Raw genomic sequence first — 24491 nt, 5'->3', positions numbered from 1 at the left:
TTGTGATGCCCGGATCGCCTCTCGTGGCGCGACGTCTATGGATCACGGCGCTGATCGTGCCGCCGCTCGCCTTCGTCGCCCTGTTCGTCGTCTATCCCATCATCTCCGCATTTGCTTATGCCTTCTTCCAATGGCACGGGTTGGCGCGGGGCGAGTTCGTCGGCTTCGCAAATTTCTACAGGGTCCTGTTCACCCAGCCCTATGCGGACTGGACGTTGAATGCATTCACGCACAACGTGCTGGTTTTCTTCGCGCTGATGGTGTTGCAGAACGGCGTCGGTTTCGTGCTCGCCTACTGCCTGTGGCGCGAACTCCCGGGCGCTGCCTTCCATCGGATCGCAGTTTTCCTTCCGGTCGTACTGTCGACCATCATCGTCGGTTTCCTCTGGAAACTCTTTCTGCACCCGCTTTTCGGGGTCGTGAACATCTCGCTGCGCGGCACTGGCCTCGGTGGACTTGCCCAGCCCTGGCTCGGTCAGGGTGCGACGGCGCTCTGGGCACTGATCATCGCCAATGCCTGGCACATGGTCGGCTTCCCGACCCTCGTTTTCCTCGCCGGGATGCAGCGAATCCCCAGCGAAATCCTGGATGCCGTGCGCATGGAGACCGAAAGCGAATGGGTGAAGATCCGCAAGGTCGTCTGGCCGCTGGTGGCGCCCAGCGCAACCGTCGTCTTCACGCTGCTTTTCGTCAGCTCGTTCAACTGGTTCGAACTGCCTTATATCATGGTCGGCGTCGACGGCTCGCCACATAAGGCGACGGACGTCCTCGGCCTCTATTTCTATCGCACCGCCTTCGGCGACCAATCCGGCTCGGGCCAGGATTTCGGCGCCGGCAGCGCGCTTGCCGTACTGATCTTCGTCTTCATCGCCCTTGTCGCCGGCGTCATCACCTTCAAGCTGCGGGCCAGGGAAATTCAGTTATGAGCACCGCTTCACAAAACTATTACGATCGGCGCGGCATGCTCGCCACGCTCGGCAAGGATGGGCTGATCCAGATCATCCTGATCCTGAACACCGTGGTGATGCTCGCTCCCATCGTCATTATGTTGTTTGCTGCGTTCAAGACGAATGCACAGATCTTCCAATCGCCGTTCTCAATCCCTGATTTTTCCAACTTCGCCAACATCACCAAGATCTGGAGCCAGACCAACTTCCTGCGCTATTTCCTGAATTCGGTGATCGTCACCGGTGCGTCGATCGTCGTGATCCTGACGCTCGGGACGATGGCGGCCTATGCGATCGGTCGCTACAAGTTCCGAGGCTCGAGTTTCGTGCTGATGTTCTTCCTGGCCGGGCTGACGCTTCCCCTGAAGCTCGCGATCATCCCGCTCTTCATCCTGATGCGCGACCTGGGCATCCTGAACACCCAGCTGGCGCTGATCGTCATCTACGTGGCGATGGGCCTGCCGACCACCGTCTTCATCATGACCGGCTTCATCGCCACGCTTCCGAACGAACTCGAGGACGCGGCCCGCATGGACGGTGCCAGCGAACCGCGGATCATGTGGTCTATCATGCTGCCGCTGGTCAGGCCGGCCATGGTGATCGCCGGCATCCAGAACGTGGTGCCGATCTGGAACGACTTCTTCTTCCCGCTGATCTTCATCCAGAAGGACAACCTGAAGACCCTGCCCCAGGGACTGACGACCTTCATGGGCGAATATACGACCGATTGGGGCGTGCTGTTTGCGGGACTCCTGCTCTCCTCAGCGCCGATCATCATCGTCTACATCATCCTGTCGCGCCAGTTCATCAACGGCATGACGGCGGGCGCGGTGAAGTAGGCCGGCAAAGGACCGCGCCGGAATGGCCTGTGAACGAAGGGATTGCCGAGAGTATGGTAAGTTGACGCGGATCGACGTGCTGTTATGCCCGTCTCGGACGCTGATCGCACCCGCAACACCACAAAACAATCGCAACCCCATAGCGGTTCAAGACGTTCAGCGGTAAAAGCAGATCCATGAACGACAACATCATCAAATTCCGACGCCCGGAACCACCGCCGCGAGAACCGAACCCGCTGTTGCGCAAGTTGGCGGTCGTTGCAGCCGTGATCGTGTGCCTTGTTCTCGCCTGGGCGTATTTCCAATTCCTTGGAAACCCAACGTAATACCGGTTTCCTGGCTGAGCCGGCGCCTGCATCCTGGACGCCCTGTTTGCGGAATTGCTTTCGGCGCGCCACCTTCAACCGGAAGAGGGAAAATAGGAACGCGATTCGACCATGGCGATAAAAGCCGCTTTGACGAAGCTCGCGATAGCTGTATCCTACTGGTCCAACAGTCTCAAGAAATGCATGTACATATAGTTCCCTTAACGATACACATTTCTGACAACAACTCGTAGTTCCGAACAACAACATAATGCTCGAAAATACGACGCTCAAAATCCGGTTGCTCGGTCGCCCCTCACTTGAGTTGGACGGCGCGAGCATCGCGTTGCCGGAAAAAGCGTATTTTCTCTTTGCCGTCGTTGCGATGGCGCCCAGATTGACGGTCGACCGCGAAACGATACGGCGGCTTCTCTGGCCTTCCCACGACGCGGAGAAGCGCGCAAACAGCCTGCGTCAGCTTTTGGCACGCATCGCCAAGGCTGTCGGTCCTGATGCCCCGGCCATCCTTGTCACCGACGAAGAAGCGCTGAGGCTTGATTGCAATCGGTCCGACATCGATCTCCTCGCCCTGATGGAGCCCGGCCCTCTAAGGGAAGAGGACTGGGACCTTGTTCGAGGCGAACTGCTCGAAGCCGTGGAGGCTCCGACCGGCGGCGCGGAAGACTGGTTGTTGGACGCACGGCGCAAGGTCGGTGACTGGCGATCGAGCCACATCGAAAGCCTGCTGGCGATATCGTCCCATCAGCAGTCCCCGTCATTGCCCCTGCTTGCCAACCGCCTGATCGAACTGGATGCCTCCCATGAGGGCGCCGCGCGAGCGTTGATGAAGTATCATGTCGCCCATGGTGACTTCGCCGGCGCCCGTCAGGCCTATAGCCGATGCAGGGACCAGCTCAGGGCCGATTACGGTACGCCGCCGACACCGGAGACGATTGGGCTCGCCCACGAACTCGGCATCCTCAGCCGCCCCGGCTCCGACCGCACGCCCGAACCGGAGGAACGCCCGAAGGCTGTCATGCCGGCACAGCCGCGCGTGGTGATCCTTCCGCCCGAGACGATCGTTCAGGATGCGCTGGTCCAGCGCCTCGGCAGGGCTCTTTTGGAAGACGTCACGATCGGCCTCAGCCACCAGCGTGTCTTCAAGATCATCGCCGCCCATACGAGCTTTGAACTGCTCAATCGATCCACCAATCCAAATCAGGGCCAATCGGCCCTTAGCGACCTTCAGTTCGACTATTCCGTGTTCGTGACGATCCAGGGCGAAGGCGACGAGATTTTTGCGACCTGCAGGCTGACGAGGGTCGGCACCGGCGAGGTGCTCTGGGCCATCAACCTGCCGCTCGACGTCCAGCAGATGAGAGCGTCGTTCAGCCAGCTGGCGCGGCGTATTTCGATGTCGCTGACCGATGTCATCGAACGGCATGAAATCGCCAGGTCCCTCGATGACGTCGATCCCTCCGCCTACCGCCTCTATCTCGAAGGAAAGCGCTATCTGTCCGGCACCGACCTGCAGCATCTGCGCCAGGCGCGCAAATGGTTCAAATCGGCGGTCAAGCGGTGTGACAGTTTTTCGCCGGCGCATGCCGGAATTTCACGGTCGCTCGGCATGGAATGGCTGGTTCGCGGCATGAAGGACAACGAGTTGCTGGATGTGGCCAATCAATCCGCGCGCGCATCCCGCGATCTCGATCCCGGCAGCGGCCGCGCCTTCCGCGAGCTGGGCTTCATCTCGCTCTACCGCCGGCGTTTCGATGAAAGCCTGGACCTCTTTCAGGAGGCTCAGAACCTCAATCCGAGCGATGCGGACGTGTTGGTCGATTATTCGGACGCCCTGTCGCATGCGGGCGACCTGGACAAGGCTCTCGATCTCGGGCTCGCGGCCTTCAAATTGAACCCGCTGCCGCCGGATCATTACTACTGGATCCTCGGCTCCACCTATTACGTGCGCCAGGAATATTCGAAAGCGATCGATACTATCGACCCGGTCCGCACCAAGCACGCCACCGCGCGGTTGCTTGCCGCCAGTCACGCGATGGCTGGCGACATGCCCGCCGCGCGTAAATATGCCGCGATCGTCAGGGAAAATTTCCCGGACTTCCGCAGCGAGGACATTCGCTACTTCGTGCCGGACCGCAACCCGGCCCATGCCGAGCTTCTCATTCATGGCCTCCGGCTCGCCGGGCTGCCGTAAACAGGCGTGAAAATGCCTGTCACGCTGGAATAACACCCGATGTGGTCCTTTCTCGATGCACGCAGCACACGCTGCCTATTAGCGGAGAGAAAGCATGGAAACGAAGTTCAAGAACTCCAAGCCGGTTGAAACCACTGCCTCTGCCCCGACGCTGCGGTTTTCCGCCGCTGCCGAAGCCGTACTTGGCGGCCGGACCGAAATTGCGCCGAACGCGCTCTCTCAGGTCACGCATGCCATGAGATATCAGTAATGAGCCTGGAAGCCCAAGGGGCCGACGGCTGCCTTGGGCTTGACCACCAGCCGGCAAGCAAAAGATCGTTCAAGTAGCCACACAAGCCCCCTAAACAAGCCTGTCACGCCCAAGTCACGGTGCCTTTGGTTTCTTCTGCACTAGAGACCCTTGGAGAGGACGATTCGACGGCATGAGTTCGGCACCGCAACCGCTTTTGCAGACCCGGCAGTCGCCCGCCCAATCTCGTTCGAGGTCAGGGTCCTTCGAAATTCGGCCGCCGGAAATGATGATGCAGATCCAGTCATCGACACAGACGATCCAGACATTCGCAGCCTCCCTGACGCAGCGGGAGCAGGGTTTCAGCACGTATCATGACCGGCGCGTTTCTCCGGCGGAAACCTTCGACGCGATCAGCCCGTTTTTCCGGGATCTCGGCATCACCCGGGTCGGCTTCCTGACCGGCCTCGACCGGGTCGGCATTCCTGTCGCCTTCGCGACGCGGCCGAACAGCCACACTCTTTCCGTCTTCCAGGGCAAAGGCGTCGATGCCGATGCGGCGCGCACCTCGGCCGCCATGGAGGCTTTGGAGACGCGCGTCGCGGAAATCGAACCGGCATCGCTCACCTGGGCGACCGTTAACGACGTTGCGGGCTCCGCAAGCGGGATGATCGACCTTCATTCGACCGCCCGATGCGTGCCCTCCGAAATCGGCGATGGCCAGATACCCTGGGTCACCGGTCTCGACATCCTCTCCGGCAATCAGGTCATGGTGCCCTGGTGGCTTGCCGGGATGGACCACCGGGGCGAGCGGCCGGCCGGGTTCGAGCAGTCCAGCGATGGCCTTGCTTCCGGAAACACCCATGCCGAGGCGCTCCTGCACGGGCTGTGCGAACTCGTCGAGCGAGACGCCTGGACCCTTGTCCAGCTCAAATCCGAACAGGAATTGAATGCCTGCCTCGTCGATCCGGCCAGCGTCGAGGATGCCGTGCTCGACCTCATGGTGCGCCGCCTTCGCAACGCGGGCATACAGCTCCTCCTCCTCGACATGACGACGGATCTCCAGGTTCCGGCATTCCTGGCCGTGCTGATCCCGGACTCCACGGCCAAGCGGTCAGACCCGCGCTGGAGCCAGATTTGCGGCGGCTGCGGCTGCCATCCCGATCCGGTACGCGCAATGCTGCGTGCCATCACCGAGGCCGCTCAGAGCCGCCTGACTGCGATTGCCGGCAGCCGCGACGACTTTTCGCCACGGATCTATCAGCATATGCGGGGGGACAACGCTCTCAGCCGACTGGTCGCCCTGTCGTCGCTGGACAGGCGCCCGGTCCAGTATCGCGAGCTGGACGCAACCCGCCACTCTATCAACGGCACGATCGATCACATACTCGCCCGTCTCAGGCTGGCCGGCATCAGGCAGGTCGTTGCCGTTCCCATGCAGGATGCCGGGCTCCCTGTATCGGTCGTCCGCGTCGTCGTTCCCGGCTTGGAAGTTGAACTTTCAGGCCAATATTTGCAGCTCGGTATCCGCGCTGCAAACGCCATAAGGAGGTCACGGCATTGAAAGTTGTTTTTGTCGGACCGAGTCTCGGGTCTTCGACCCGCCAGATGAAGCAACGATTTCCCTCGTTGACCTTCCGCGGGCCTGCGGCGCGCGGCGACATTCTGAAGGCGGTCGAGGACGGCGCCAAGGCGATCGCGCTGATCGACGGCTATTTCGGCGAGTCCGCCTCCGTATGGCACAAGGAGATTCTTTATGCGCTGAGCTGCGATGTCTCCGTCGGCGGCGGCTCGAGCATGGGAGCTTTGCGCGCTGCCGAATGCGAGGCATTCGGAATGGTCGGCATCGGCAGGATATATTCCGATTATGCCGCCGGCCGGTTGATCGATGACGAAGCCGTCGCACTGATCCACGGCCCCGAGGAGCTCGGCTGGATGCCTCTCTCGGTGCCGCGCGTCGATTACGAGGCGACAATCCGCAAGCTTGGGCGGATGGGGCTCATCTCAGCTGCCGAACGGGAGAGATTTTTCCTCGCCGCCAATTTCATGCACTACACCGAGCGGACCTATCAGGCCATTCTCGAACGATGCGATTTCAACGATCCTCAGCGCAGTGCAGTGATCCTTCACGACATCAAACGCCACCAGGTGGAATTGAAGCGTGAGGATGCGAGAGCCGTCCTCGTCTGGCTAAACGGCATCAGCAGTTCCAACAAACACTCCAAATGGACGTTCGCACAGACCGCCCATTGGGAAAAACTGCGCGACGAGGTCGACTCGGCGCAAGGATCCATGAAATGATTGATCTCGCAAACGACGTCGCCAGCGACGAATACGCCCGCCTGTTCCGCATGCTTTCTGCGGTCAACAAGGAAGCGGAATCCCTTCAGCTCTCCACGGTCGTCCACCTGACGAACATGGCACTCCTTCAACTCTCGCTCGATTGGGAGGGCGTCAGCCCCGAAAACGAGAGGAGCGTGAAACTGAATGCGATATTCCGCCACAAGACCAAGCTGGCCCTCGACGACGATGGTCCCAGGCCTTAAACCGTCAGGGACCGATCACTGGGCCGGTTGTCTTTCGATCTCGGCGAAAAGCGCTTCCGCCTCGAATTCCTTCGTGGCAACCGCTTGGACCAGTTCCAGGATGCGTTTGCGCAGAACCGGCTTCGTAATGCTCATGAATGCCATGCTCATCAGCAGCGCTTCATGCGTGAAATCGAATTGCGGGTCTTCGAGCTGGTTGTCGTTCGACGGCTCGACTGTCGGGATGCGGTCGAAGAACGCCACCATCTCGACCTTCAGCGCAGTTGCGATCTCCACCAGCTTGCCGACTGCAATCCGGTTGATGCCGTTTTCATATTTCTGAAGCTGCTGAGACGTGATGCCCACGTGGTGGGCGAGTTGCGGCTGGGTAAGCTTTTTCTCTCGCCTGTAGAGGCGGATCCGCTTTCCAACCTCTCTGTCGGCGGCATTCGGTGCTTTGCTCACTGCAGGACCATCTTTCCGGCGCTAGGATACATAGGTGTTATTTGTATCCTATCATCGATAGGTTGCCGAGTACCTTTCAAGAATTTTCTATCTTGAGTGGATAATTAAGTAAACGTCCGCCAGGAATCAGGCCTTCGCGAAGTCTTCGGCCCTATATCGAGGCTTCGGCTCGGGCGATATACTTGACGATTGCCAATTCCATGGAATCGCCGCGAATCTGGCGTTGCCTTTTCGGCAACCAAATATGCGAATTATTGTTCTTTATTAGAACGCGACATTGCGCCATCCTCTCCTCAATCCGGCAGCTGAGACCGGCGAAGTCAAGCGAAAATGTATCAGGCCAAAAGGCCAACAGGGGAACGCTATGTCTCATTTCACACTGAATCGCCGCCGCTTTATCTCCAATGCCGCGGCCTTGGGCGGCCTTGCCGCCACCTCCAGCTTCCTCGGCATCCGGGCCGGCAACGCCAAGGACGTGGCGAAAGTGCGCATGCAGCTCGGCTGGCTCGCCTCGAACGGCGTGCTCGGCGAAGTCGCCGCCATGAAGAAGGGTTTTTTCCAGGAACAGGGCATAGAGCTTGAGATCGTCCCCGGCGGACCGAGCGTCGATGGCGTCGCGGGCGTGGCATCGGGCCAGTCCGCGACCGGCCAGATTTCCTCCAGCCCATCGGTGATGCTGGCGCGTTCTGCAGGCCTGCCGGTCAAGGCCTTCCTGTCCGGCTACCAGAAGCATCCGTTCACCTATTTCTCGCTGAAGAACAAGGCGATCAAGACCCCGAAGGACATGATCGGCAAGACGATCGCCACCCAGCCGACCGCCTTCATCCTGCTGCGCGCGCTTCTCGCCCAGAACGGCATCGCCGAGGACCAGGTGAAGATGGTCAATATGGGTTCGGACATGAACCAGTTGATTACCGGCCAGGCCGATGCGGTCACCGGCTGGCTGACCAATGTCAACGCTCTCGATGTGCTCGGCGACAACCGCGTCGACATGATGCTCTGGGATAGCGGCCTGCAGCTCTACGCCAACGTCTACTACACGACCGACGACCAGATCGCCAAACATTCGGATGTTCTCGAACGTTTCACCCGCGCCGCCGCCAAGGGCTGGGGTTATGTTCGCAACAACCAGAAGGAAGCGGTCGAGATGCTCTGCGAGGCCTATCCGATCCTCGACAAGGCAAGCGAAATGAAGGCCGTGGTCCCGTGCGTCGACTTCTCCTTCGGCGCCACCACCAAGGCATCGGGCTGGGGTACCATGTCGCGTGAAAACTGGGCGGCGCAGATCAAGGCCTATGCCGATCTCAAGCAGTTCAAGGGGACGGTTCCGACGGTCGACGACGTCGCGAACTTCTCCATCCTCGAAGCCACCAGCGACATCCGCAAACAGGTGGGGTGATAGCCATGTTAGGAACGGCGAAGTTGATGCCGAGCGTTCCCCAGACAGAACCGGCAGCCACGGCGGTTTCGATCCGAAACCTCTCCGTCCGGTTCGGCGACAGGAACAACGAATTCACGGCCCTTTCCGATGTTTCCGTGGACATACCGGAAGGTGCCTTCGTCACCATGCTTGGGCCCTCGGGCTGCGGAAAATCGACCCTGCTCAGATGTGTGGCGGATCTCGTCCACATCAGCGACGGTTCGATTTCCGTGTTCGGCCGCAGCCCGCAGGAGGCTCGCCAGAGCCGCGACTTCGCCTTCGTTTTCCAGGATGCGACGCTGCTTCCCTGGCGGAACGTACTCGACAATGTCCGCCTGCCGCTGGAAGTCGGAAAACACGCCCAAACCGGCGACCATGCGGACCCGCATGAGCTGCTGGCCATGGTCGGGCTGAAGGGGCGCGAAAATTCGCTCCCTCACGAGCTCTCTGGCGGCATGCGCCAGCGCGTGGCAATCGCCCGGGCGCTGATCACGCGGCCGCGCATCCTGCTGATGGACGAGCCTTTCGGGGCGCTCGACGAAATCACCCGCGACCGTCTGAACGAGGAACTGCTGCGCGTCTGGCAGGAAACCGGAACGACGATCCTGTTCGTCACCCATTCCATCCCGGAAGCGGCCTTCCTCGGCCAGAACGTGCTGATGCTTCAGGCCCATCCGGGCCGCGTCAAGGAGTTCATGAAGGTCGATCTCCCCTTCCCGCGTTCGCTTGCCGTGCGTGACACCGTCGAGTTCATCGGCGTCACCGCGCATCTGCGCCACCTTCTGGAGGAATGCCTGTGAGCCACGTCGTTTCCTCCACCACCAAGACCGCCGCCGCCCCCGATCGCAAGATCGCGCTCCTCGATGCGACGGCCGGTGTGCTCGTCAAACATATGCCGGCGATCGCAGCCGCCGTCGGGCTCGTGGTCCTCTGGCAGTTCGTCGTCTGGTTCTTCAATATCCCGACCTTCATGGCCCCGAGCCCGGTCGATGTCGCCTATGCCTTCCGCGACAACGCCGGGATCCTCTGGACCAATATGCTGCCGACGATCCTCGAAGCCTTCCTCGGCTTCGTCTTCGGCAATCTCGTCGCCATCCTTCTGGCGATCTGGTTCGTCCACAGCGCGACGGCGGAAAAGGCCTTCTATCCGATCGCCGTGTTCATCAAGGCGATCCCGATCATTGCGCTCGCCCCGATCCTCGTGCTGATCTTCGGCAACGGGCTTGCACCGAAGATCATCATCGCCGGGCTGATCTGCTTCTTCCCGACTTTGGTCAACATGGTCCAAGGCCTGAAATCCGCGAGCCCCGCCATGCTCGACCTGATGCGGGTCCTGTCTGCCAGCAACACGGAAATCCTCTGGAAGGTGCGGCTGCCGAGTTCGATGCCGTTCCTGTTTGCGGCGCTGAAGATTGCCGCGACCAGCAGCGTCATGGGCGCCATCGTCGCCGAATGGATCGGCTCGAGCTTCGGCCTCGGCGCTCTGATCATCGAGGCGACCTACAATTTCCGCTCGCCCCTGCTCTACGCAACCGTCGTGATCGCCGCGGTCCTTGCCGTCGTCCTCTTCTTCATCGTCTCGGTGATCGAAGCCCGGATGATCCGCTGGAAGCCGGCCGGATCGCACTGAGCCCAACGCACCGAACCAACTGTCCTCAGCCCAACTTTTTGGGAGTTTGAACCAATGCAACAGACAATTCTTCAGGCGGCGCGCAACGTCGCAGTGGTCGACCGTTCCGATGTGGTCGTGGTCGGCGGAGGACCGGCGGGCATTTCCGCGGCCGTTTCCGCAGCCCGCAACGGCGCCAAGGTGACCCTCCTCGAACGCTACCCCTACGTTGGCGGGCTTGCCGCCGGCGGCATGGTGCTGGTGCTCGACGACATGATCAACAATCTCGAAATCACCGTGCAGGGCATCTGCATGGAGATGATCGAGCGCATGAAGAAATGGGACCTCTGCGTCACGCCCACCGGCCGCGACCGCGAACTCGACATCCGCGAGACGCCGGACGCCTGGCGGCGCTGGGCGCGATGGGGCCTCTTCGATTTCCACACCCAGTCCATGCCGCACCCCATCTGCTTCTCCGCCGCTTTCGATCCGGACGGTTTCAAGCGCGCCTCCTACGACGTGCTGACCGAAGCGGGCGTCAAGCTTCGGACCCATAGCTGGTTCTCCTCCGCCATCATGGAAGGCAAGACCATCAAGGGGGTCATCTGCCAGACCAAGTCCGGCATGGAAGCGATCCTCGGCGATGTCGTCATCGACACCACCGGCGACCTCGATGTCGCGGCCTCCGCCGGCGCCTCGCATGTGGAATCCAATTTCATCCTGACCACCGTCTCCCGCTGGGGCGGCGTCGATACGGATGCGGCCGAGCGCTTCGAATTCGAGGAGCCGGAAGCCTTCAAGAAGATCGACCATGAGGCAAAACGCCTGATCGGCGGCTGCTGGTCCTTCTGGTGGCTGAAGACCCCGCTGCCGGGCGTCGTCTGGCTCAACTGCCCGCATATGCCGAACCTCTCCGGCCTCAAGACCGAGGACCTCACCAAGGCGGAAATCGAAGGCCGCAACCGTATCGCCCGCCTGCTCGATTTCACCCGTGAAAAGATGCCGGGCTTCGAAAAGGCCTATGTGGTCGATTTCGCGCCGCAGACCGGCGTGCGCCAGACGCGTCTTCTCGAAGGCGAATACGTGGTCACCAAGGACGATGTGATGAACCGCATCCACTTCTCCGACACCGTCTGCCGCGGCCGCGACTATTACACCCCCTACCGCTCGATGCTGCCGCGCGAGGTCGATCAGCTGATCGTCGCCGGACGTCACTACTCGGCGACACCGCAGGCACAGAAGTCGAGCCGCGAAATCCCGCCCTGCATGGCGATGGGCGAAGCTGCCGGCGTTGCCGCCGTCGTGGCGCTCAACGCCGGAACCACCGTTCGGAAAGGCGATATTCGTGCGATCCAGAAACAGATGAGGGCCCAGGGTGCCGATCCCGGCGACGTGCCCTCCGACAATGCAACATTCCTGGAGGCTGCGGAATGAATTCCCTCCCACTCGACGGCGTCCGCGTGATCGATTTCACGCAGGTCATGCTCGGCCCCTGCTGCACCCAGACGCTCGCCGATTACGGTGCCGATGTGATCAAGATCGAGAAGGCCAAGATCGGCGACCTGTCGCGCTGGTCGCTCGGCTCCGACCCCGATGGCCTCAACAACCCGGTCTTCTGCTCGCTCAACCGTAACAAGAAGAGCCTGGCGCTCGACCTGAAGCTCACCGAAGCCCGCGACGCCGTGCTCGCCCTGATCGCGGGTGCCGATGTCGTCGTCAACAACTTCCGCCCCGGCGTGATGGAGCGCATGGGCTTCGGTTACGACGACCTGAAGAAGATCAACAAGCGGCTGATCTACGCCGTCGGCACCGGTTTCGGCCTCACCGGCCCCTACCAGCACAAGGGCGGTCAGGATATCCTCGCCCAGGCGCTTTCCGGGGTCATGCGCCGTAAGTCGGACAGCGCCCATCCGACCTCGATCTATGCCACCCCGCTCGCTGACTATTCCGCCGGCATGCACCTCGTCCAGGGCATCCTGCTGGCGCTCCTGCACCGGGAAAAGACCGGCGAAGGCCAGCAGGTGGCCGTCAGCCTCTACAATTCCATGCTCGCCATGCAGATGCAGGAAGGTGCCGCGCACATGATGCGCGAGAAGGATTTGAACTGGGGCGCCTTCCCGCTGACCGGGGTTTTCGACACGACCGACGGCGCGATCGTCATGGTCGGCGCCTTCAAGCAGAACCCGTTGCAGGACATCTGCAACGCGCTCGAAATCGAGGATCTCTCGGCCCAACCGCGCTACAAGGATTTCGACTCCCAGATGGCGCATCGCCCGGAACTGCAGGAAATCTTTCGCGCGAACTTTGCCAGGAACAGCAATGCCCATTGGCTGAAGCGCCTGGAGGAGGTCGATATCCTCTGCGCGCCGGTGCGCAACCTCGCCGAAGCGCTGCAGGACCCGCAGACGGTCATCAACAAGATGATCCTCGAAGCGGGTGAAACGGCCGCCGGGCCGATCCGCCTCATCGGGTCTCCCATCGACATGTCCGCGGCACCGGTCTCGGTGCGCATCGCACCGCCGAGCCTCGGTCAGCACAATGCTGAAATCCTCGCCTCCTTAGACGCGCGCCGCGGAGACGCCGCATGACCGTCGGATTTTCCGTCGAGAACCGGGTAGCGCGGGTCACGCTCGACCGTCCGGACCGCATGAACGCCGTCGATGCCGCGACCGAAAGGGAACTCGACGCGATCTGGTCGGAGATCGAATCCCGCGACGACATTTCCTGCGTGGTCCTGACCGGTAGCGGCCAAAAGGCCTTCTGCACCGGCGCCGACCTCAAGGGCGGCGCCACCAAGAGTGGCCTCGAATATTGGGCGGAAAGCCGTACCAACGGGTTCGGCGGCCTTGCCTTCCGCAAATCGCTCGACGTGCCGGTGATCGCCCGCGTCAACGGCTACGCGCTCGGCGGCGGCTTCGAGATGGTGCTCGGCTGCGACATCGTGATCGCCGCCGACACCGCGAAATTCGGGCTGCCGGAAGCGCGCGTCGGCCGCATGCCGCTCGACGGTGGCATGGTGCTCCTGCAGCGGAAAATCCCGTACAACCTTGCCATGGCCGTGATGCTGACCGGCCGGCAGTTTACCGCCGCCGAAATGCAGGGCTTCGGCATCGTCAACGAGACCGTGCCCTTCGATGCGCTTGATGCAGCCGTCGACAGATGGGTGGGTGATATCGTCGCCTGTGCCCCGCTGTCGCTGAAGGCGATCAAGCAGACGGTCAACCGCACCGGCCATCTCAGCCCCTCGGAAGCTCAGGGATTGCGCACCCCCGCGCTCATCCGTGCGCTGCAGAGCGAGGACGCCGTCGAAGGCGTGACGGCCTTCCGCGAAAAGCGCGCTCCGGTTTGGCAGGGCCGGTAGGTATGGTATGAATTTCAGGATCTTGGGGGATGAATATGCACGCCAGTATCCTGAAATATTTCGTCGAAGTCGCGCGCGCCGGCTCGATCCGAAAGGCCTCCGAAGAGCTGCATGTGGCGACCTCCGCCGTCAGCCGTCAAATCCGCAAGCTTGAGGACGAGCTCGGCACGCCGCTGTTCGAACGGTTCTCCGATGGCCTGCGCCTCACCTCCGCCGGCAAGGTGGTGCTGAAGCACGCCAAGGAGACTATTCATCACTATGAGATCATGAAATCGGATCTCGGCGACCTGCAGGGCAAGCGTACCGGCCGCGTCCACATCGCCTGCCTCGACAGTCTCGCGGTGCAGTTCATGCCGGAATTCGTGATGGGATTCCATCACAAGAACCCCGCGGTCGATTTCCGCATCCGCGCCGACAACTTCAACAACATCTTCCATTTCGTCGCCGACGGCGACTGCGATATCGGCATCACCTTCGATCTCGCCCGGCCGCACGATATCAAGCTGGTCCACGGCGTGCGGATGCCGCTGATGGTGATGGTCGCCAAACACCATCCGCTGGCCCGTCAGAAAAGCGCCACGCTGCAGGAATGCGCCCAGTTCAAGCTGCTGCTGCAGCTCGACAACGAGGTGATGAGCTCGATGATTGCCGTCGAACTTGCCTCGCTCGACCGCGTCGGCCGCACGCTTGTCGCCACCAACAACCAGATGATGCTGAAACCGCTGATCCTCTCCGGCGAAGGCGTCGCCTTCTTCACCCCGCTCGGTCTCCTGAAGGAGCTGAAGGCCGGCGACGTGGTTGCCCTGCCGATCGCCGGCTCCCGCCTGCAGAACATGGAGGTCGGCATCGTCGCGCCCCATAACCGGCAGCTCACCCACGCGACGGAGGCAGTCATCGAGGCCCTCAGCGTCGATCTCGAAAAATTCAGCAACCAGATTGCGGAGGTCATCAGGCGGTGACATCGAACGAAGACAAGCGTTTCCTGCAGCATCCCGGCCATCAGAAAGCCTTGCGCGGCGAGGCGGTGCTGGGCGCCGTTCCCGCCTTGGCCTCCGCCATCCCGCTTGTCCCCGGCGATCTTCTCATGCCGATGCCGGTCAATGCCCATGACCATGGCTACGGCATCCGAACGCTGGATTTCGGCAGCCTCGACGATGCGCTGGAAACCTGGATCCCGACCATGCGGCTCCGCCCGCGCACGGACGCCTATCTCGAGGCCCTCGTCGCCTTCGGCCGCCTCGCAAAGACCGGCGTCGCCGCGACCATCCATTGCCACAACTCCCTCAATGCGGCTCGCATGGTCGACGAGGCCCTGGAGGTGATCCGCGCCGCAAAGGATGTCGGCATCCGGCTCGGCCTCTCCTGCCCGCTGCTCGACCACGACGCCTGGGCCTATGATGGCGGCCCGGAACAGTTGAAACCGTTCCTGAACCCGGCGGACTGGGAGGCACTTTCTCCCCTCGCCCCACGCTATGCACCCTTCCGCGATCAGCTCGCCGCGGCCGATGCAGTGGCAGCCGCGAATTCCAATTCGTTGGTCGATGTTCAATACGGCCCGGTCGGCCCGCAATGGTGCTCGAACGCCCTGCTCGAAGCGATCGCCGGGGCGTCGGCCGCCAACGATCGCCGTATCCACATGCACCTGCTCGAAAGCCCGCGGCAGCGGGCATGGCTGGACCGCCGCTTTCCACAAGGCGTCGTCCGTTATCTCGACGACATCGGCTTCCTCTCGCCGCGTCTGGCGGTCGCCCACGGCGTCCAACTCCGGCCGGACGAGTATGAGTTACTGGCCGAACGCGGCGTCCAGCTCGTCTCCAATCCTTCCGCCAACCTGCGCCTGCGCTCCGGCACCGCGCCGCTCGCGGATGCCGTCAAGCGCGGCCTGCGCTTCGGCATCGGGCTGGACGGCAGCGCCTTCGACGACGACCAGGATCTCTGGCGCGAAATGCGGCTCCTCTATTTCCTGCATGGCGGGCGAGAGCTCGAACGAAGCTTCACCGCAGCCGATATCTTTGAGGCCGCGATTAAAACCGGTGCGACCGTCGTCAACGCCCCGCTCGGAGAGGACTTTACGGTCATCGACTACGAGGCCCTAATCGCCGACAGCGTCTTCGACGATCTCGATGAGGCGGAAGTGCTGCTGAACCGCATGTCCGCCGCCCATGCCAAGGCCGTCTATGTCGCCGGCCGGCCGGTCATGCGGGACGGCAGGCTCGTGAATGTCGATTTCGATGCGGCTCGCAAGGAACTGCTGGCGCAGGCAAAGGCGGACTTGCCGCGCCTCACCATCGAGCGCGAAAGATGCGGCAAGCTGATTGCGGCCACCCGCGCCTATTACGGAAGCTGGTCGAACACCTAGTGAGCTGCCTCGCGCACGGGCGCCGATGTCACCACGGGGTGATCAATGCTCCGCGTCCGGCTTTTGTCCCAGCCGCCGGGTGATCCCAGCCCGGTGACCTCGGCTCCGAAATAATCCCGGTTGACGGGAATAAACGCCATCTGGGCCTCGGTCGCCTCCTCGTCATAGGCAATCGCATCGACCGGACAGATGGAGAGACAGAGGCCGCAATTGATGCATTCGTCCGGATGAATATAGAACATCCGCCCGCCCTCGTAGATGCAGTCGACGGGACATGCCGCGGTGCAGGCGCCGTCCTTCACGTCGATACAAGGTTCGGTGATGATATAGGCCATCGGATCGTTTGCCTTTCATTGCCTTGAGTGCACTATCCCAAACCTGAGCGTTGCTGGAAAGCAGCATATTTCGCCGCAAGAGTTCGAATTTCGGCAACGCTCCAATTGTGTTCCCTTCCTAATGGCGCTTCCTTGCCATGCCGGTGTTCCCTACAACCTTGCCTGTCCCTCCCAGTGTCCTCGAAATGAGATTTTCATGAGCACCCTCACCCGCTTCTCCGTCCCACCGCTTTCGACCATGACCCGCCGTCTCGCCGATGTGGCTTCCGCCCGTCGCGATCCCGATCTGGTCATCCAGGGTGCCCGTGTGCTGTCCACCTATTCGGAGCGCATTCTCGACGGCCGCGAGGTCTGGGTTTCGGGTGGTCGCATCGCTGCCGTCAAACCGGCCGGCAGTTACCGGCACGGCTCGGCAAAGCTCTACGATGCCAAGGGCGGCATCATCGCCCCGGGCCTCGTCGATCCGCATATCCACATCGAGTCCTCGATGGTGACCGCCTGCGCCTATGCCGAGGCCGCACTTCTCAACGGCACCACGACGATCTTCTGCGACAGCCACGAGATCGGCAATGTCATGGACGTCGCGGGCGTCGAGGCGATGCTGGAAGATGCGCGCCTGGCACCACTATCGATCTTCCTGACCGTGCCGAGCACTGTGCCTGCGACGTCTCCGGAACTCGAAACCGCCGGCGGCGACCTGACGCCGGAAAAAATCGCCGCACTGTTCGACAAATGGCCGGAAGCCGTGGCGCTCGGCGAAAAGATGGATTTCGTCCCCGTCGTTATGGGCGACGAGCGCAGCCATGCGATCCTCGCCGCAGCGCTCCAGCGCGGCCGGCCGGTCTCGGGCCACGTCTACGGCCGGGAATTCGTCGCCGCCTATGCCGCTTCCGGCGTCACCGATACCCATGAGGCAATAGACCGCGACATCGCCGACGATCTGCTCGAAGCCGGCGTCTGGCTCTTCCTGCGCGGCGGCCCGCCGACGACGCCGTGGCACTCCCTGCCGCATGCGATCAAGACAATCACCGAACTCGGCGCCTCGCATAAACGCGTCGCAGTCTGCACCGACGATCGCGACGCCGAGGACCTACTCGCCTTCGGGCTCGACTGGGTGACGCGCGAAGCGGTCAAGGCGGGCATGACGCCGGAACAGGCCTGGGCGATGGGCTCGCTGCACGGCGCGACCCGTTTCGGCATGGAAGGCGAGATCGGCGGACTCGGCGGCGGACGGAGGGCGGACCTCGTGCTTCTGACCGACGACCTGAAACCGGTCAGCACCTGGTATGGCGGCGAACTGGTGGTCGACAACCGCAAGATCACGCCAATCCTGGATGAAGCGCTTTCAAAATCCTATCGTTATCCGGAAGCCGCCTACCACACCGTCAAGCTGCCGAAAAACCTGAAACTGGCGCCCGATCTTCCCGTCGACACCGTCACTGCCCATACGATCCGCACGGAGCTTCCCGGCATCACGCTCGGCCATGTCACGGTGACGCTCGAACCCGCCGACCACTGGCAGGCGCATTTCGACCGCCACGACCTCTGCTTCGTCACCGTCGTCGAGCGGCACGGCAAATCGGCCGGCAATGTCGCACACGGGCTGCTCAACGGTTTCGGGCTGAAAAAGGGCGCCGTCGCCTCCTCCGTCGGTCATGACAGCCACAACATCATCGTCGCCGGCACGAATGAATTCGACATGCAGTTGGCGCTGGATGCGATCGAGGAAAAACAGGGTGGCGTCTGCGTTGTCATGGACGGCAAGGTCACGGCGATGGTGCCGCTGCCGATCGCCGGGCTGCTCTCCGATAAACGCGTCCACGAGGTGGCCGACGAGGTGAAGGCCCTCAAGCTCGAATGGGAAAAGGCAGGCTGCACCATCGCCTATATGGGGTTCAACCTCATCCCGCTGTCGGTCATCCCGGAAATCCGTATCACCGACAAGGGACTTGTGTTGGTGCCGGAAATGGTTATCTCGCCGCTCTTCGAAAAAGCCTGAGCGGCGGCAGGATCAGTCGGCTAGTTCACTCGGCAAGTTCGGCGAGAATGCGGACCCAGGAGCGGATGCCCTTGTGGAAGCTCGACAGGTCGTATTTCTCGTTCGGGCTGTGAACGCGGTTGTCGAAGCGGGCAAAGCCGACGAGCAGCGCGTCGCAGCCGAGCCGGCGCTTGAACTCACCGATGATCGGGATCGAGCCGCCGGTTCCGGCGAGCGCCGCCTCGCATTCCCACTCGGTCGAAAGCGCTGCGAGCGTCTTCGTCAGGAACGGGCTTTCGATCGGCATCACGGTCGCCGGCGCCAGGCCAAAATCCTTGAACGTTACCGAGCAGTCGAGCGGAATGCGCGCCGCGACATGCGCCTTGAAGGCGTCGCGGATCTTTTCCGGAACTTGTCCGTCGACCAGCCGGAACGAGATCTTCGCCATCGCCTTGGCGGGGATCACGGTCTTGAAGCCCTCGCCCGTATAACCGCCGCTGATGCCATTAATCTCGCAGCTCGGCCGCGCCCAGACCTGTTCCAGGATGGACCGGCCCGCCTCGCCCGCCGGGATCGCGAGCCCGATATCGGCGAGAAAACCCTTCTCGTCGAACGGCAGCCGCTGCCACTGCGCCTCGATGGCTTCCGGCAGTTCCGTGACGCCATTGTAAAAGCCTTCGACCGCCACGCCGCCATCCGGCGTCCTGAGGCTCGCGACCACGTCCGCGAGAACCTGGAGCGCGTTGCGGGCGGCATTGCCGAACATGCCGGAATGCAGATCCCGGTCGGCGCAGGTAATCTCGACCTCGGTGCTGTAGAGCCCGCGCAGCATGGTGGTGACGGCCGGCGTCTCCCGGTCCCACATGTCGGTGTCGCAGACATAGACCATGTCGGCCTTCAGCTCTTCCGCGGTCGCATCGAGGAACGGCGCAAGGCTCGGGCTGCCTGCCTCCTCCTCGCCCTCGAAAAGGATGCTGACCTGCACCGGCAGCTTGCCGGTCACCGCCTTCCAGGCGCGGCAGGCTTCGACGAAGGTCATCATCTGCCCCTTGTCGTCTGAGGCACCGCGCGCGACGATCGCGGTATCGCCGTTCGGCAACGGCTCCAGCCGCGGCTCGAACGGATCGCTCGTCCAGAGCGCCAGCGGATCGACGGGCTGGACGTCGTAATGCCCATAGAACAGCAGATGCGGTCCGGCTGCATCCTTCTGGTGCGCGACGACCATTGGATGGCCCGTGGTCGGCCGGACGGAGGCCTCGAAGCCGATCGACGCGAGATCGCGGCTCAGCCACTCGGCCGCCGCCTTGCACTGGTCGCGATAGCCGGGGTCTGTCGAAATGCTCGGAATACGGATCAGATCAAAGAGGCGCCGGAGGCTCTTGTCGATATCGGCATCGACGAGAGCCAGCACGGTGTCGATCTGGTCTTCGGCTATTCTCGGCATCTTGCGCTCCTTGCCCGTTCAGTGTTCCGGATCAAGGATGTACCATTGTTTTCAACGACACCGGAAGCCTCTGGCGCCGCCCACCCTAACTTGCCGAGCGAAAATCGAGCCCGATATCCAGCGTCGGCGCGCTGTGGGTGATCCAGCCGACGGAGAGCAGATCGACGCCCGAGGCGGCCACGGCGGCGGCCGTCACCGGCGTGATCCCGCCTGACGCTTCGGTGATCGCCCGGCCGGCGACGATATCGACCGCCTCGCGAAGCTGCTCCGGCGTCATGTTGTCGAGCAGCACCGCATCGACACCCACTTCCATGGCTTCGTGAAGCTGGTCGAGCGTATCCACCTCCACCTCGATCTTCACCATATGCCCGACGCCCGCCTTGGCGCGGCGGATGGATTCGGCGATGCCGCCGGCAATCGCCACATGATTGTCCTTGATCAGCGCGGCGTCATAGAGCGCGAAACGATGGTTCATGCCGCCGCCGGCACGCACCGCGTATTTTTCAAGCGCCCGAAGTCCGGGCGTCGTCTTGCGGGTGCAGACGACGGAGGCCCTGGTGCCCGCGATCGCCGCAACGATGCCGGCCGTGACGCTGGCGATGCCGGAGAGATGGCCAAGAAAATTGAGTGCCGTCCGTTCGCCGGTCAGAAGCCCGCGGGACGGACCTTCGATCGTGGCGATCACGTCGCCGGGCTTCACCACGCCGCCATCTTCGACGTGGCGTGTCATGACGATCTTCGGATCGACGAGCTGGAAGGCGAGCTCGGCCGCGTCGAGCCCGGCGATGACACCCGGTTTGCGGGCCGCCATGACGACCGTCGAGCGATGACCAGCCGGAATGACCGCCGTCGACGTGACGTCGCCGGCAAGGCCGAGATCTTCCAGAAGTGCTAGGCGCACAGGCGGTTCGACGAGAAGTCGCGGAAGGGCTGCAAGGATCATGTCAGGCACTCCGGGCAAGGGGATGGGAAGCGGTCGCACGGGCGATCTCCAGCGCATCGGCAAGACGCATCTGCCGCCGCTCCGCATAGCCAAGCTTCAGCGGGAAATCGGTGCGGGCATGCGCGCCGCGGGATTCCTTTCGCAGCGACGCGAAGACTGCGATCAGCAGCGCGACGATTGCCGGATCGGCGACCGGTCCTTCGCTTTCGACGAGCGGCAATAGACCGGCGATCGCACCATGAATGGCGCCGGCGTTTCTGAGGACGCCGAGATGCCGCGATACGATCGGCCGTACGGCGGAAATATCCGCCGGCACCGGCAGTTCGGCATCGGTGACCTGATAAGGCGTTCCAGAGGACGTTGCCAAAAGGTCCTGCGCGGCCCGCATGCCCATGACGGCCGCTTCCAGAAGCGAGTTGCTGGCCAGCCGGTTGGCGCCGTGGAGACCGGTGGAAGCCGCCTCGCCGACCACCCAGAGACCGGGCAATGAGCTGCGGCCATTCGCGTCCGTCGCTACCCCGCCCATGTGGTAGTGAACGGCAGGCCGGACCGGGATGAGGTCGGAATTGGGATCGACGCTCGCCTCCCGGCAGAGCGCGTCAATCGCCGGAAACCGTCTGGAGAACCCTCTTCCGAGCGCCGGCCGGGCATCGAGGAAGACGCGTCCGCCGCGGGCGATCTCGGCGCTGATCGCACGGGCCACGATATCCCGCGGCGCCAGTTCGGCACCCGGTTCGCGGGCGAGAAAACGCTCGCCCCTTTCGTTGACCAGCACCGCGCCCTCGCCGCGTACGGCCTCGCTCACCAGCGCCAGCGGCCGTCGCTGCGAGTCCAGCGCGGTGGGGTGGAACTGGACGAATTCCATATCCGCAAGCAGCGCACCGGCCCGTGCCGCAAGCATCACGCCCTGCCCGAAATTGCCGGTGGGATTGGTGGTCGCGTCATACAGCCCGCCGAGACCGCCGGTCGCCAGAACCACCCGCGAGGTCGGCAGGATGATCGCGCCCTTGCCCACCGCGCAGAGCAGGCCAGACACTGCGCCGCCATCCGTCAAAAGCCGACGAACCTCGACACCGTCAAGCACCGTGACCGACTGGGTTCTGGAAACGGCTTCGACCAGAGCCCGGACGATCGCCGCACCCGATCCGTCGCCCGCCGCATGCACGATACGGCGGCGCGAATGGGCAGCCTCCAGGCCGAGCGAAAGCGAACCTTCAGCGGCCCGGTCGAAACGCACGCCGAATTTTTCCAGGATGGCGATGGCGTTCGGAGCTTGCCTCAGGATCGAAGCGGCGACGGCCGGATCACAAAGTCCGTCGCCGGCTGCAAGCGTATCAGCCAGATGCAGGTCCGCGCTGTCGTCGGTGCCGAGGCTCGCCGCAATGCCGCCCTGCGCCCAGGCGCTCGACGTTTCCGCACCCAAGGCGGCGCGGGTGATCAGCACGACGGGCTGAGGCGCCAATGTCAGCGCCGTCACCAGCCCCGCCAGACCGCTGCCGACGATCGCGATGCGGCCGGCAAGATGGTCGAGGATTTCGGTCATATGGCGAGCATCCTCTCGACCGCACGGCGGGCGGCAACCGCGATCGACGGATCGACAGTCACCTCGTGCCGGTTTTCCTCCAGCGCCTTGCGGATGTTGGCAAGCGTGATCCGCTTCATGTGCGGGCAGAGATTGCAGGGCCGCACGAATTCCACATCCGGATGATGCACGGCGACATTGTCGCTCATCGAGCACTCGGTCAGAAGCACGACACGGGCCGGCTTCTTTTGGCCGACATAATCCGACATCACGGCCGTCGAGCCCGCAAAGTCGGCCTCGGCCACCACTTCCGGCGGGCATTCCGGATGCGCCAGCACCACCACGCCCGGATGTGCTTCGCGCAGATCGCGGACATCCTGCGCATTGAACAACTCGTGCACTTCGCAATGGCCGTGCCAGGCGATGATCTCCACATTGGTTTCCCGCGCCACGTTCTGCGCCAGGTATTCGTCCGGGATCATCAGCACTTTGGGAACGCCGAGCGATTCCACCACCTGCTTGGCATTGCCGGAGGTGCAGCAGATGTCGGATGCAGCCTTCACCGCCGCAGACGTGTTCACATAGGTGATGATCGGCACGCCGGGATGCGCCTGCCGCAGCAGCGCGATGTCCTCGGGCGTGATCGAATCCGCCAGCGAACAGCCCGCCGCCATGTCCGGGATCAGCACCGTCTTTCCCGGGTTCAAGAGCTTTGCCGTTTCGGCCATGAAGTGGACGCCGGCAAGCACGATGACATCCGCATCCACCTCGATCGCCTTGCGGGCAAGCGCCAGACTGTCGCCAACGATATCCGCGACGCCATGGAAGATTTCCGGCGTCTGGTAATTGTGAGCGAGGATCACGGCGTTGCGGGTGCGCTTCAACTCAAGGATCGCTGCGACATCCGCCTCGTAGCTCATCCACTCGGCCTTGGGGATGACACGGCTGACACGATCGTAAAGCTGGGAAACCGAAAGCGGAGAATTCATCAGCAGCTCCTTTTATACTCGAAGTGAGTATATCCGGCGCAGAGACATATTCTCGATTCGAGTTTATGTCAATTACGTGAAAGCGGAAGTTTCGAACCGGAAAGCGCCCGCTCTTCGAGGACCGCATGGCGGTAGCGGAAAAGCTTGGCCGGTCTCCCGCCGGTTTCGCTGGTCGTCTCGCCGGTTTCCTCGATCAGCTCCTGCTGGTCGATCAGCCGGCGGAAATTCGGCTTGTGCAGCGTCAGGCCAGCCAGCGCCTCGACAGTGCGCTGCAATTGCGACAGCGTAAAACTCTCCGGCATCAATTCGAAGACCACCGGGCGGTACTTGATCTTGGCGCGCAGCCGCGCGATCCCGGTCGCCAGGATGCGGCGGTGGTCGGCAAACATCGAACGCCCGAAACTTTTGGCCGGCGAGCAGCCCGCCTCGGCGACGAGCCCCGCCTCGTACATCAGTTCGTAACGCTGCAGGCCGAGATCCTCGTTCCAGGCGGCGCCGTCGAGGCCGAAGGCAAAATCGACGCGGCGCCGGCGGTGTTCGCGCCGCGCAGTTTCCGCCGCAACCCAATCCTGCAGGCGGCCGGTGATGGCGGCCAGGATTTCCGGCCTCCCCCCGCGATGGTCTTCCCAGGGGAAATATTCGTACCAGCCGTGCCAACCGGGTTTTCCGGCACCGGGCGCGGCCTGCTCGCGGACCAGGCCGAGATAGCTGATCGAGATCGTCCGCCCCTCGGCATCCTCATGGGTCCGGTCGCGATCGGCGAAGGTATAGAGCTGTTCGAGATAACCGAGCGGATGGCCCGTCTGGTCCCCGACCCATTCGCGAAGCCCGGCCTGCAGGCTCCTGTGCCCAAGTTCGAAGGGGCCGGACGGCAGCGCATCTCCGGAGCGAACCGTCATCACGCGCGGCTCGTCGCCGGTGACGGCGGACAGAACCGCGATCAGTTCCGCATGGGCAAGTCCGATGGTCAAGCAAACTCCGGGGGTACGTAACGTGCGATGCCTATCTG

Annotated in this window: 24 protein-coding genes; 17 read left to right on the top strand and 7 right to left on the bottom strand. The window is 62.6% G+C overall.

The window, feature by feature from the left end; genetic code table 11:
- Positions 1-5 precede the first annotated feature (5 nt).
- The 8 genes from C5J26_RS04170 (at position 6) to C5J26_RS04145 (ending at position 7078) form a co-directional block, all read left to right on the top strand.
- A complete protein-coding gene (locus tag C5J26_RS04170; protein WP_105400611.1) occupies positions 6-926 on the top strand; it encodes a carbohydrate ABC transporter permease in 921 nt (306 codons plus the stop codon).
- Positions 923-1786 carry a carbohydrate ABC transporter permease gene (locus C5J26_RS04165; RefSeq protein ID WP_105400610.1) on the top strand — a complete coding sequence of 288 codons (864 nt, stop codon included), beginning with the start codon at positions 923-925 and terminating at the stop codon, positions 1784-1786. The genes C5J26_RS04170 and C5J26_RS04165 overlap by 4 nt, the downstream gene beginning before the upstream one ends.
- Positions 1787-1962: 176 nt before the next feature.
- A complete protein-coding gene (locus tag C5J26_RS32530) occupies positions 1963-2112 on the top strand; it encodes a hypothetical protein (RefSeq protein ID WP_172723826.1) in 150 nt (49 codons plus the stop codon).
- A 250-nt stretch (positions 2113-2362) separates the two neighbouring features.
- The gene (locus C5J26_RS04160; protein ID WP_105400609.1) at positions 2363-4303 is read left to right on the top strand and encodes a BTAD domain-containing putative transcriptional regulator; all 1941 of its coding nucleotides are present in this window, start codon (positions 2363-2365) and stop codon (positions 4301-4303) included.
- Positions 4304-4397: 94 nt separating this feature from the next.
- Positions 4398-4553 (top strand): hypothetical protein, encoded by a 156-nt coding sequence (locus C5J26_RS32525; RefSeq protein WP_172723825.1) that lies wholly within the window; start codon positions 4398-4400, stop codon positions 4551-4553.
- 271 nt (positions 4554-4824) lie between these two features.
- On the top strand, positions 4825-6096 hold the full coding sequence (locus tag C5J26_RS04155; protein WP_172745746.1) for a YcaO-like family protein: 1272 nt from the start codon (positions 4825-4827) through the stop codon (positions 6094-6096).
- Positions 6093-6833: a TfuA-like protein gene (locus C5J26_RS04150; protein WP_105400607.1), complete on the top strand. Its 741-nt coding sequence runs from the start codon at positions 6093-6095 to the stop codon at positions 6831-6833. The genes C5J26_RS04155 and C5J26_RS04150 overlap by 4 nt, the downstream gene beginning before the upstream one ends.
- Entirely contained in the window at positions 6830-7078 is a 249-nt protein-coding gene (locus C5J26_RS04145) for a hypothetical protein (protein WP_046633207.1), read from the top strand. The genes C5J26_RS04150 and C5J26_RS04145 overlap by 4 nt, the downstream gene beginning before the upstream one ends.
- 15 nt (positions 7079-7093) lie before the next feature.
- On the opposite strand, the gene C5J26_RS04140 is transcribed toward C5J26_RS04145, so the two are convergent.
- Positions 7094-7522: a helix-turn-helix domain-containing protein gene (locus C5J26_RS04140; RefSeq protein WP_046633205.1), complete on the bottom strand. Its 429-nt coding sequence runs from the start codon at positions 7520-7522 to the stop codon at positions 7094-7096.
- 364 nt (positions 7523-7886) lie between these two features.
- Between C5J26_RS04140 and C5J26_RS04130 the strand changes: the two genes are divergently transcribed.
- The 8 genes from C5J26_RS04130 to C5J26_RS04095 are packed head-to-tail and all read left to right on the top strand — an operon-like array spanning position 7887 to position 16271.
- Positions 7887-8921, top strand: coding sequence for an ABC transporter substrate-binding protein (locus C5J26_RS04130; RefSeq protein ID WP_046603970.1), 1035 nt, complete (start codon positions 7887-7889; stop codon positions 8919-8921).
- A gap of 26 nt (positions 8922-8947) precedes the next feature.
- Positions 8948-9742, top strand: a complete 795-nt coding sequence (locus C5J26_RS04125) for an ABC transporter ATP-binding protein (protein ID WP_245441070.1) — start codon at positions 8948-8950, stop codon at positions 9740-9742.
- A complete protein-coding gene (locus C5J26_RS04120; protein ID WP_206051152.1) occupies positions 9739-10572 on the top strand; it encodes an ABC transporter permease in 834 nt (277 codons plus the stop codon). Before C5J26_RS04125 ends, C5J26_RS04120 begins: the two co-directional genes overlap by 4 nt.
- A 54-nt stretch (positions 10573-10626) precedes the next feature.
- Complete coding sequence (locus C5J26_RS04115) at positions 10627-11985, top strand: FAD-dependent oxidoreductase (protein ID WP_105400603.1); 1359 nt, start codon at positions 10627-10629, stop codon at positions 11983-11985.
- On the top strand, positions 11982-13139 hold the full coding sequence (locus tag C5J26_RS04110) for a CaiB/BaiF CoA-transferase family protein (RefSeq protein ID WP_105400602.1): 1158 nt from the start codon (positions 11982-11984) through the stop codon (positions 13137-13139). The genes C5J26_RS04115 and C5J26_RS04110 overlap by 4 nt, the downstream gene beginning before the upstream one ends.
- Positions 13136-13912: an enoyl-CoA hydratase-related protein gene (locus C5J26_RS04105; protein WP_105400601.1), complete on the top strand. Its 777-nt coding sequence runs from the start codon at positions 13136-13138 to the stop codon at positions 13910-13912. Before C5J26_RS04110 ends, C5J26_RS04105 begins: the two co-directional genes overlap by 4 nt.
- A 35-nt stretch (positions 13913-13947) precedes the next feature.
- A complete protein-coding gene (locus C5J26_RS04100) occupies positions 13948-14871 on the top strand; it encodes a LysR family transcriptional regulator (RefSeq protein ID WP_105400949.1) in 924 nt (307 codons plus the stop codon).
- Complete coding sequence (locus C5J26_RS04095; protein WP_245441051.1) at positions 14868-16271, top strand: amidohydrolase family protein; 1404 nt, start codon at positions 14868-14870, stop codon at positions 16269-16271. The genes C5J26_RS04100 and C5J26_RS04095 overlap by 4 nt, the downstream gene beginning before the upstream one ends.
- Here the strand turns inward: C5J26_RS04095 and fdxA are convergent.
- The gene (gene fdxA, locus C5J26_RS04090) at positions 16268-16606 is read right to left on the bottom strand and encodes a ferredoxin (protein WP_105400600.1); all 339 of its coding nucleotides are present in this window, start codon (positions 16604-16606) and stop codon (positions 16268-16270) included. The genes C5J26_RS04095 and fdxA overlap by 4 nt on opposite strands.
- Before the next feature lie 196 nt (positions 16607-16802).
- Here fdxA and C5J26_RS04085 point away from each other — a divergent pair, with 196 nt between their 5' ends.
- A complete protein-coding gene (locus tag C5J26_RS04085; RefSeq protein WP_105400599.1) occupies positions 16803-18605 on the top strand; it encodes an adenine deaminase in 1803 nt (600 codons plus the stop codon).
- Between the two features lie 25 nt (positions 18606-18630).
- Here C5J26_RS04085 and C5J26_RS04080 read toward each other — a convergent pair whose 3' ends face one another.
- From C5J26_RS04080 to C5J26_RS04060, 5 genes are all read right to left on the bottom strand, one after another.
- Complete coding sequence (locus C5J26_RS04080; RefSeq protein WP_105400598.1) at positions 18631-20028, bottom strand: dipeptidase; 1398 nt, start codon at positions 20026-20028, stop codon at positions 18631-18633.
- Between the two features lie 85 nt (positions 20029-20113).
- Complete coding sequence (nadC, locus tag C5J26_RS04075; protein WP_105400597.1) at positions 20114-20971, bottom strand: carboxylating nicotinate-nucleotide diphosphorylase; 858 nt, start codon at positions 20969-20971, stop codon at positions 20114-20116.
- Between the two features lies 1 nt (position 20972).
- Positions 20973-22514, bottom strand: a complete 1542-nt coding sequence (locus C5J26_RS04070; protein ID WP_105400596.1) for an L-aspartate oxidase — start codon at positions 22512-22514, stop codon at positions 20973-20975.
- Positions 22511-23482: a quinolinate synthase NadA gene (nadA, locus tag C5J26_RS04065; RefSeq protein ID WP_105400595.1), complete on the bottom strand. Its 972-nt coding sequence runs from the start codon at positions 23480-23482 to the stop codon at positions 22511-22513. The genes C5J26_RS04070 and nadA overlap by 4 nt, the downstream gene beginning before the upstream one ends.
- A gap of 68 nt (positions 23483-23550) precedes the next feature.
- Positions 23551-24453: a hypothetical protein gene (locus C5J26_RS04060; RefSeq protein ID WP_105400594.1), complete on the bottom strand. Its 903-nt coding sequence runs from the start codon at positions 24451-24453 to the stop codon at positions 23551-23553.
- Positions 24454-24491: the final 38 nt, after the last annotated feature.

This window comes from Neorhizobium sp. T7_12 (assembly GCF_002968535.1).
In the GTDB taxonomy this organism is placed as follows: domain Bacteria; phylum Pseudomonadota; class Alphaproteobacteria; order Rhizobiales; family Rhizobiaceae; genus Neorhizobium; species Neorhizobium tomejilense.
Note: the sequence above shows the minus strand (reverse complement) of the source record. Positions and strands in the feature narration are given on the sequence as shown.

Excerpts from the sequence above, each read along its gene's own strand:
- C5J26_RS04170 (WP_105400611.1), top strand. The coding sequence starts at position 6 with ATGCCCGGATCGCCTCTCGTGGCGCGACGTCTATGGATCACGGCGCTG.
- C5J26_RS04165 (WP_105400610.1), top strand. The coding sequence starts at position 923 with ATGAGCACCGCTTCACAAAACTATTACGATCGGCGCGGCATGCTCGCC.
- C5J26_RS32530 (WP_172723826.1), top strand. The coding sequence starts at position 1,963 with ATGAACGACAACATCATCAAATTCCGACGCCCGGAACCACCGCCGCGA.
- C5J26_RS04160 (WP_105400609.1), top strand. The coding sequence starts at position 2,363 with ATGCTCGAAAATACGACGCTCAAAATCCGGTTGCTCGGTCGCCCCTCA.
- C5J26_RS32525 (WP_172723825.1), top strand. The coding sequence starts at position 4,398 with ATGGAAACGAAGTTCAAGAACTCCAAGCCGGTTGAAACCACTGCCTCT.
- C5J26_RS04155 (WP_172745746.1), top strand. The coding sequence starts at position 4,825 with ATGCAGATCCAGTCATCGACACAGACGATCCAGACATTCGCAGCCTCC.
- C5J26_RS04145 (WP_046633207.1), top strand. The coding sequence starts at position 6,830 with ATGATTGATCTCGCAAACGACGTCGCCAGCGACGAATACGCCCGCCTG.
- C5J26_RS04130 (WP_046603970.1), top strand. The coding sequence starts at position 7,887 with ATGTCTCATTTCACACTGAATCGCCGCCGCTTTATCTCCAATGCCGCG.
- C5J26_RS04125 (WP_245441070.1), top strand. The coding sequence starts at position 8,948 with ATGCCGAGCGTTCCCCAGACAGAACCGGCAGCCACGGCGGTTTCGATC.
- C5J26_RS04115 (WP_105400603.1), top strand. The coding sequence starts at position 10,627 with ATGCAACAGACAATTCTTCAGGCGGCGCGCAACGTCGCAGTGGTCGAC.
- C5J26_RS04110 (WP_105400602.1), top strand. The coding sequence starts at position 11,982 with ATGAATTCCCTCCCACTCGACGGCGTCCGCGTGATCGATTTCACGCAG.
- C5J26_RS04105 (WP_105400601.1), top strand. The coding sequence starts at position 13,136 with ATGACCGTCGGATTTTCCGTCGAGAACCGGGTAGCGCGGGTCACGCTC.
- C5J26_RS04100 (WP_105400949.1), top strand. The coding sequence starts at position 13,948 with ATGCACGCCAGTATCCTGAAATATTTCGTCGAAGTCGCGCGCGCCGGC.
- fdxA (WP_105400600.1), bottom strand. The coding sequence starts at position 16,606 with ATGGCCTATATCATCACCGAACCTTGTATCGACGTGAAGGACGGCGCC.
- C5J26_RS04085 (WP_105400599.1), top strand. The coding sequence starts at position 16,803 with ATGAGCACCCTCACCCGCTTCTCCGTCCCACCGCTTTCGACCATGACC.
- C5J26_RS04080 (WP_105400598.1), bottom strand. The coding sequence starts at position 20,028 with ATGCCGAGAATAGCCGAAGACCAGATCGACACCGTGCTGGCTCTCGTC.
- nadC (WP_105400597.1), bottom strand. The coding sequence starts at position 20,971 with ATGATCCTTGCAGCCCTTCCGCGACTTCTCGTCGAACCGCCTGTGCGC.
- C5J26_RS04070 (WP_105400596.1), bottom strand. The coding sequence starts at position 22,514 with ATGACCGAAATCCTCGACCATCTTGCCGGCCGCATCGCGATCGTCGGC.
- nadA (WP_105400595.1), bottom strand. The coding sequence starts at position 23,482 with ATGAATTCTCCGCTTTCGGTTTCCCAGCTTTACGATCGTGTCAGCCGT.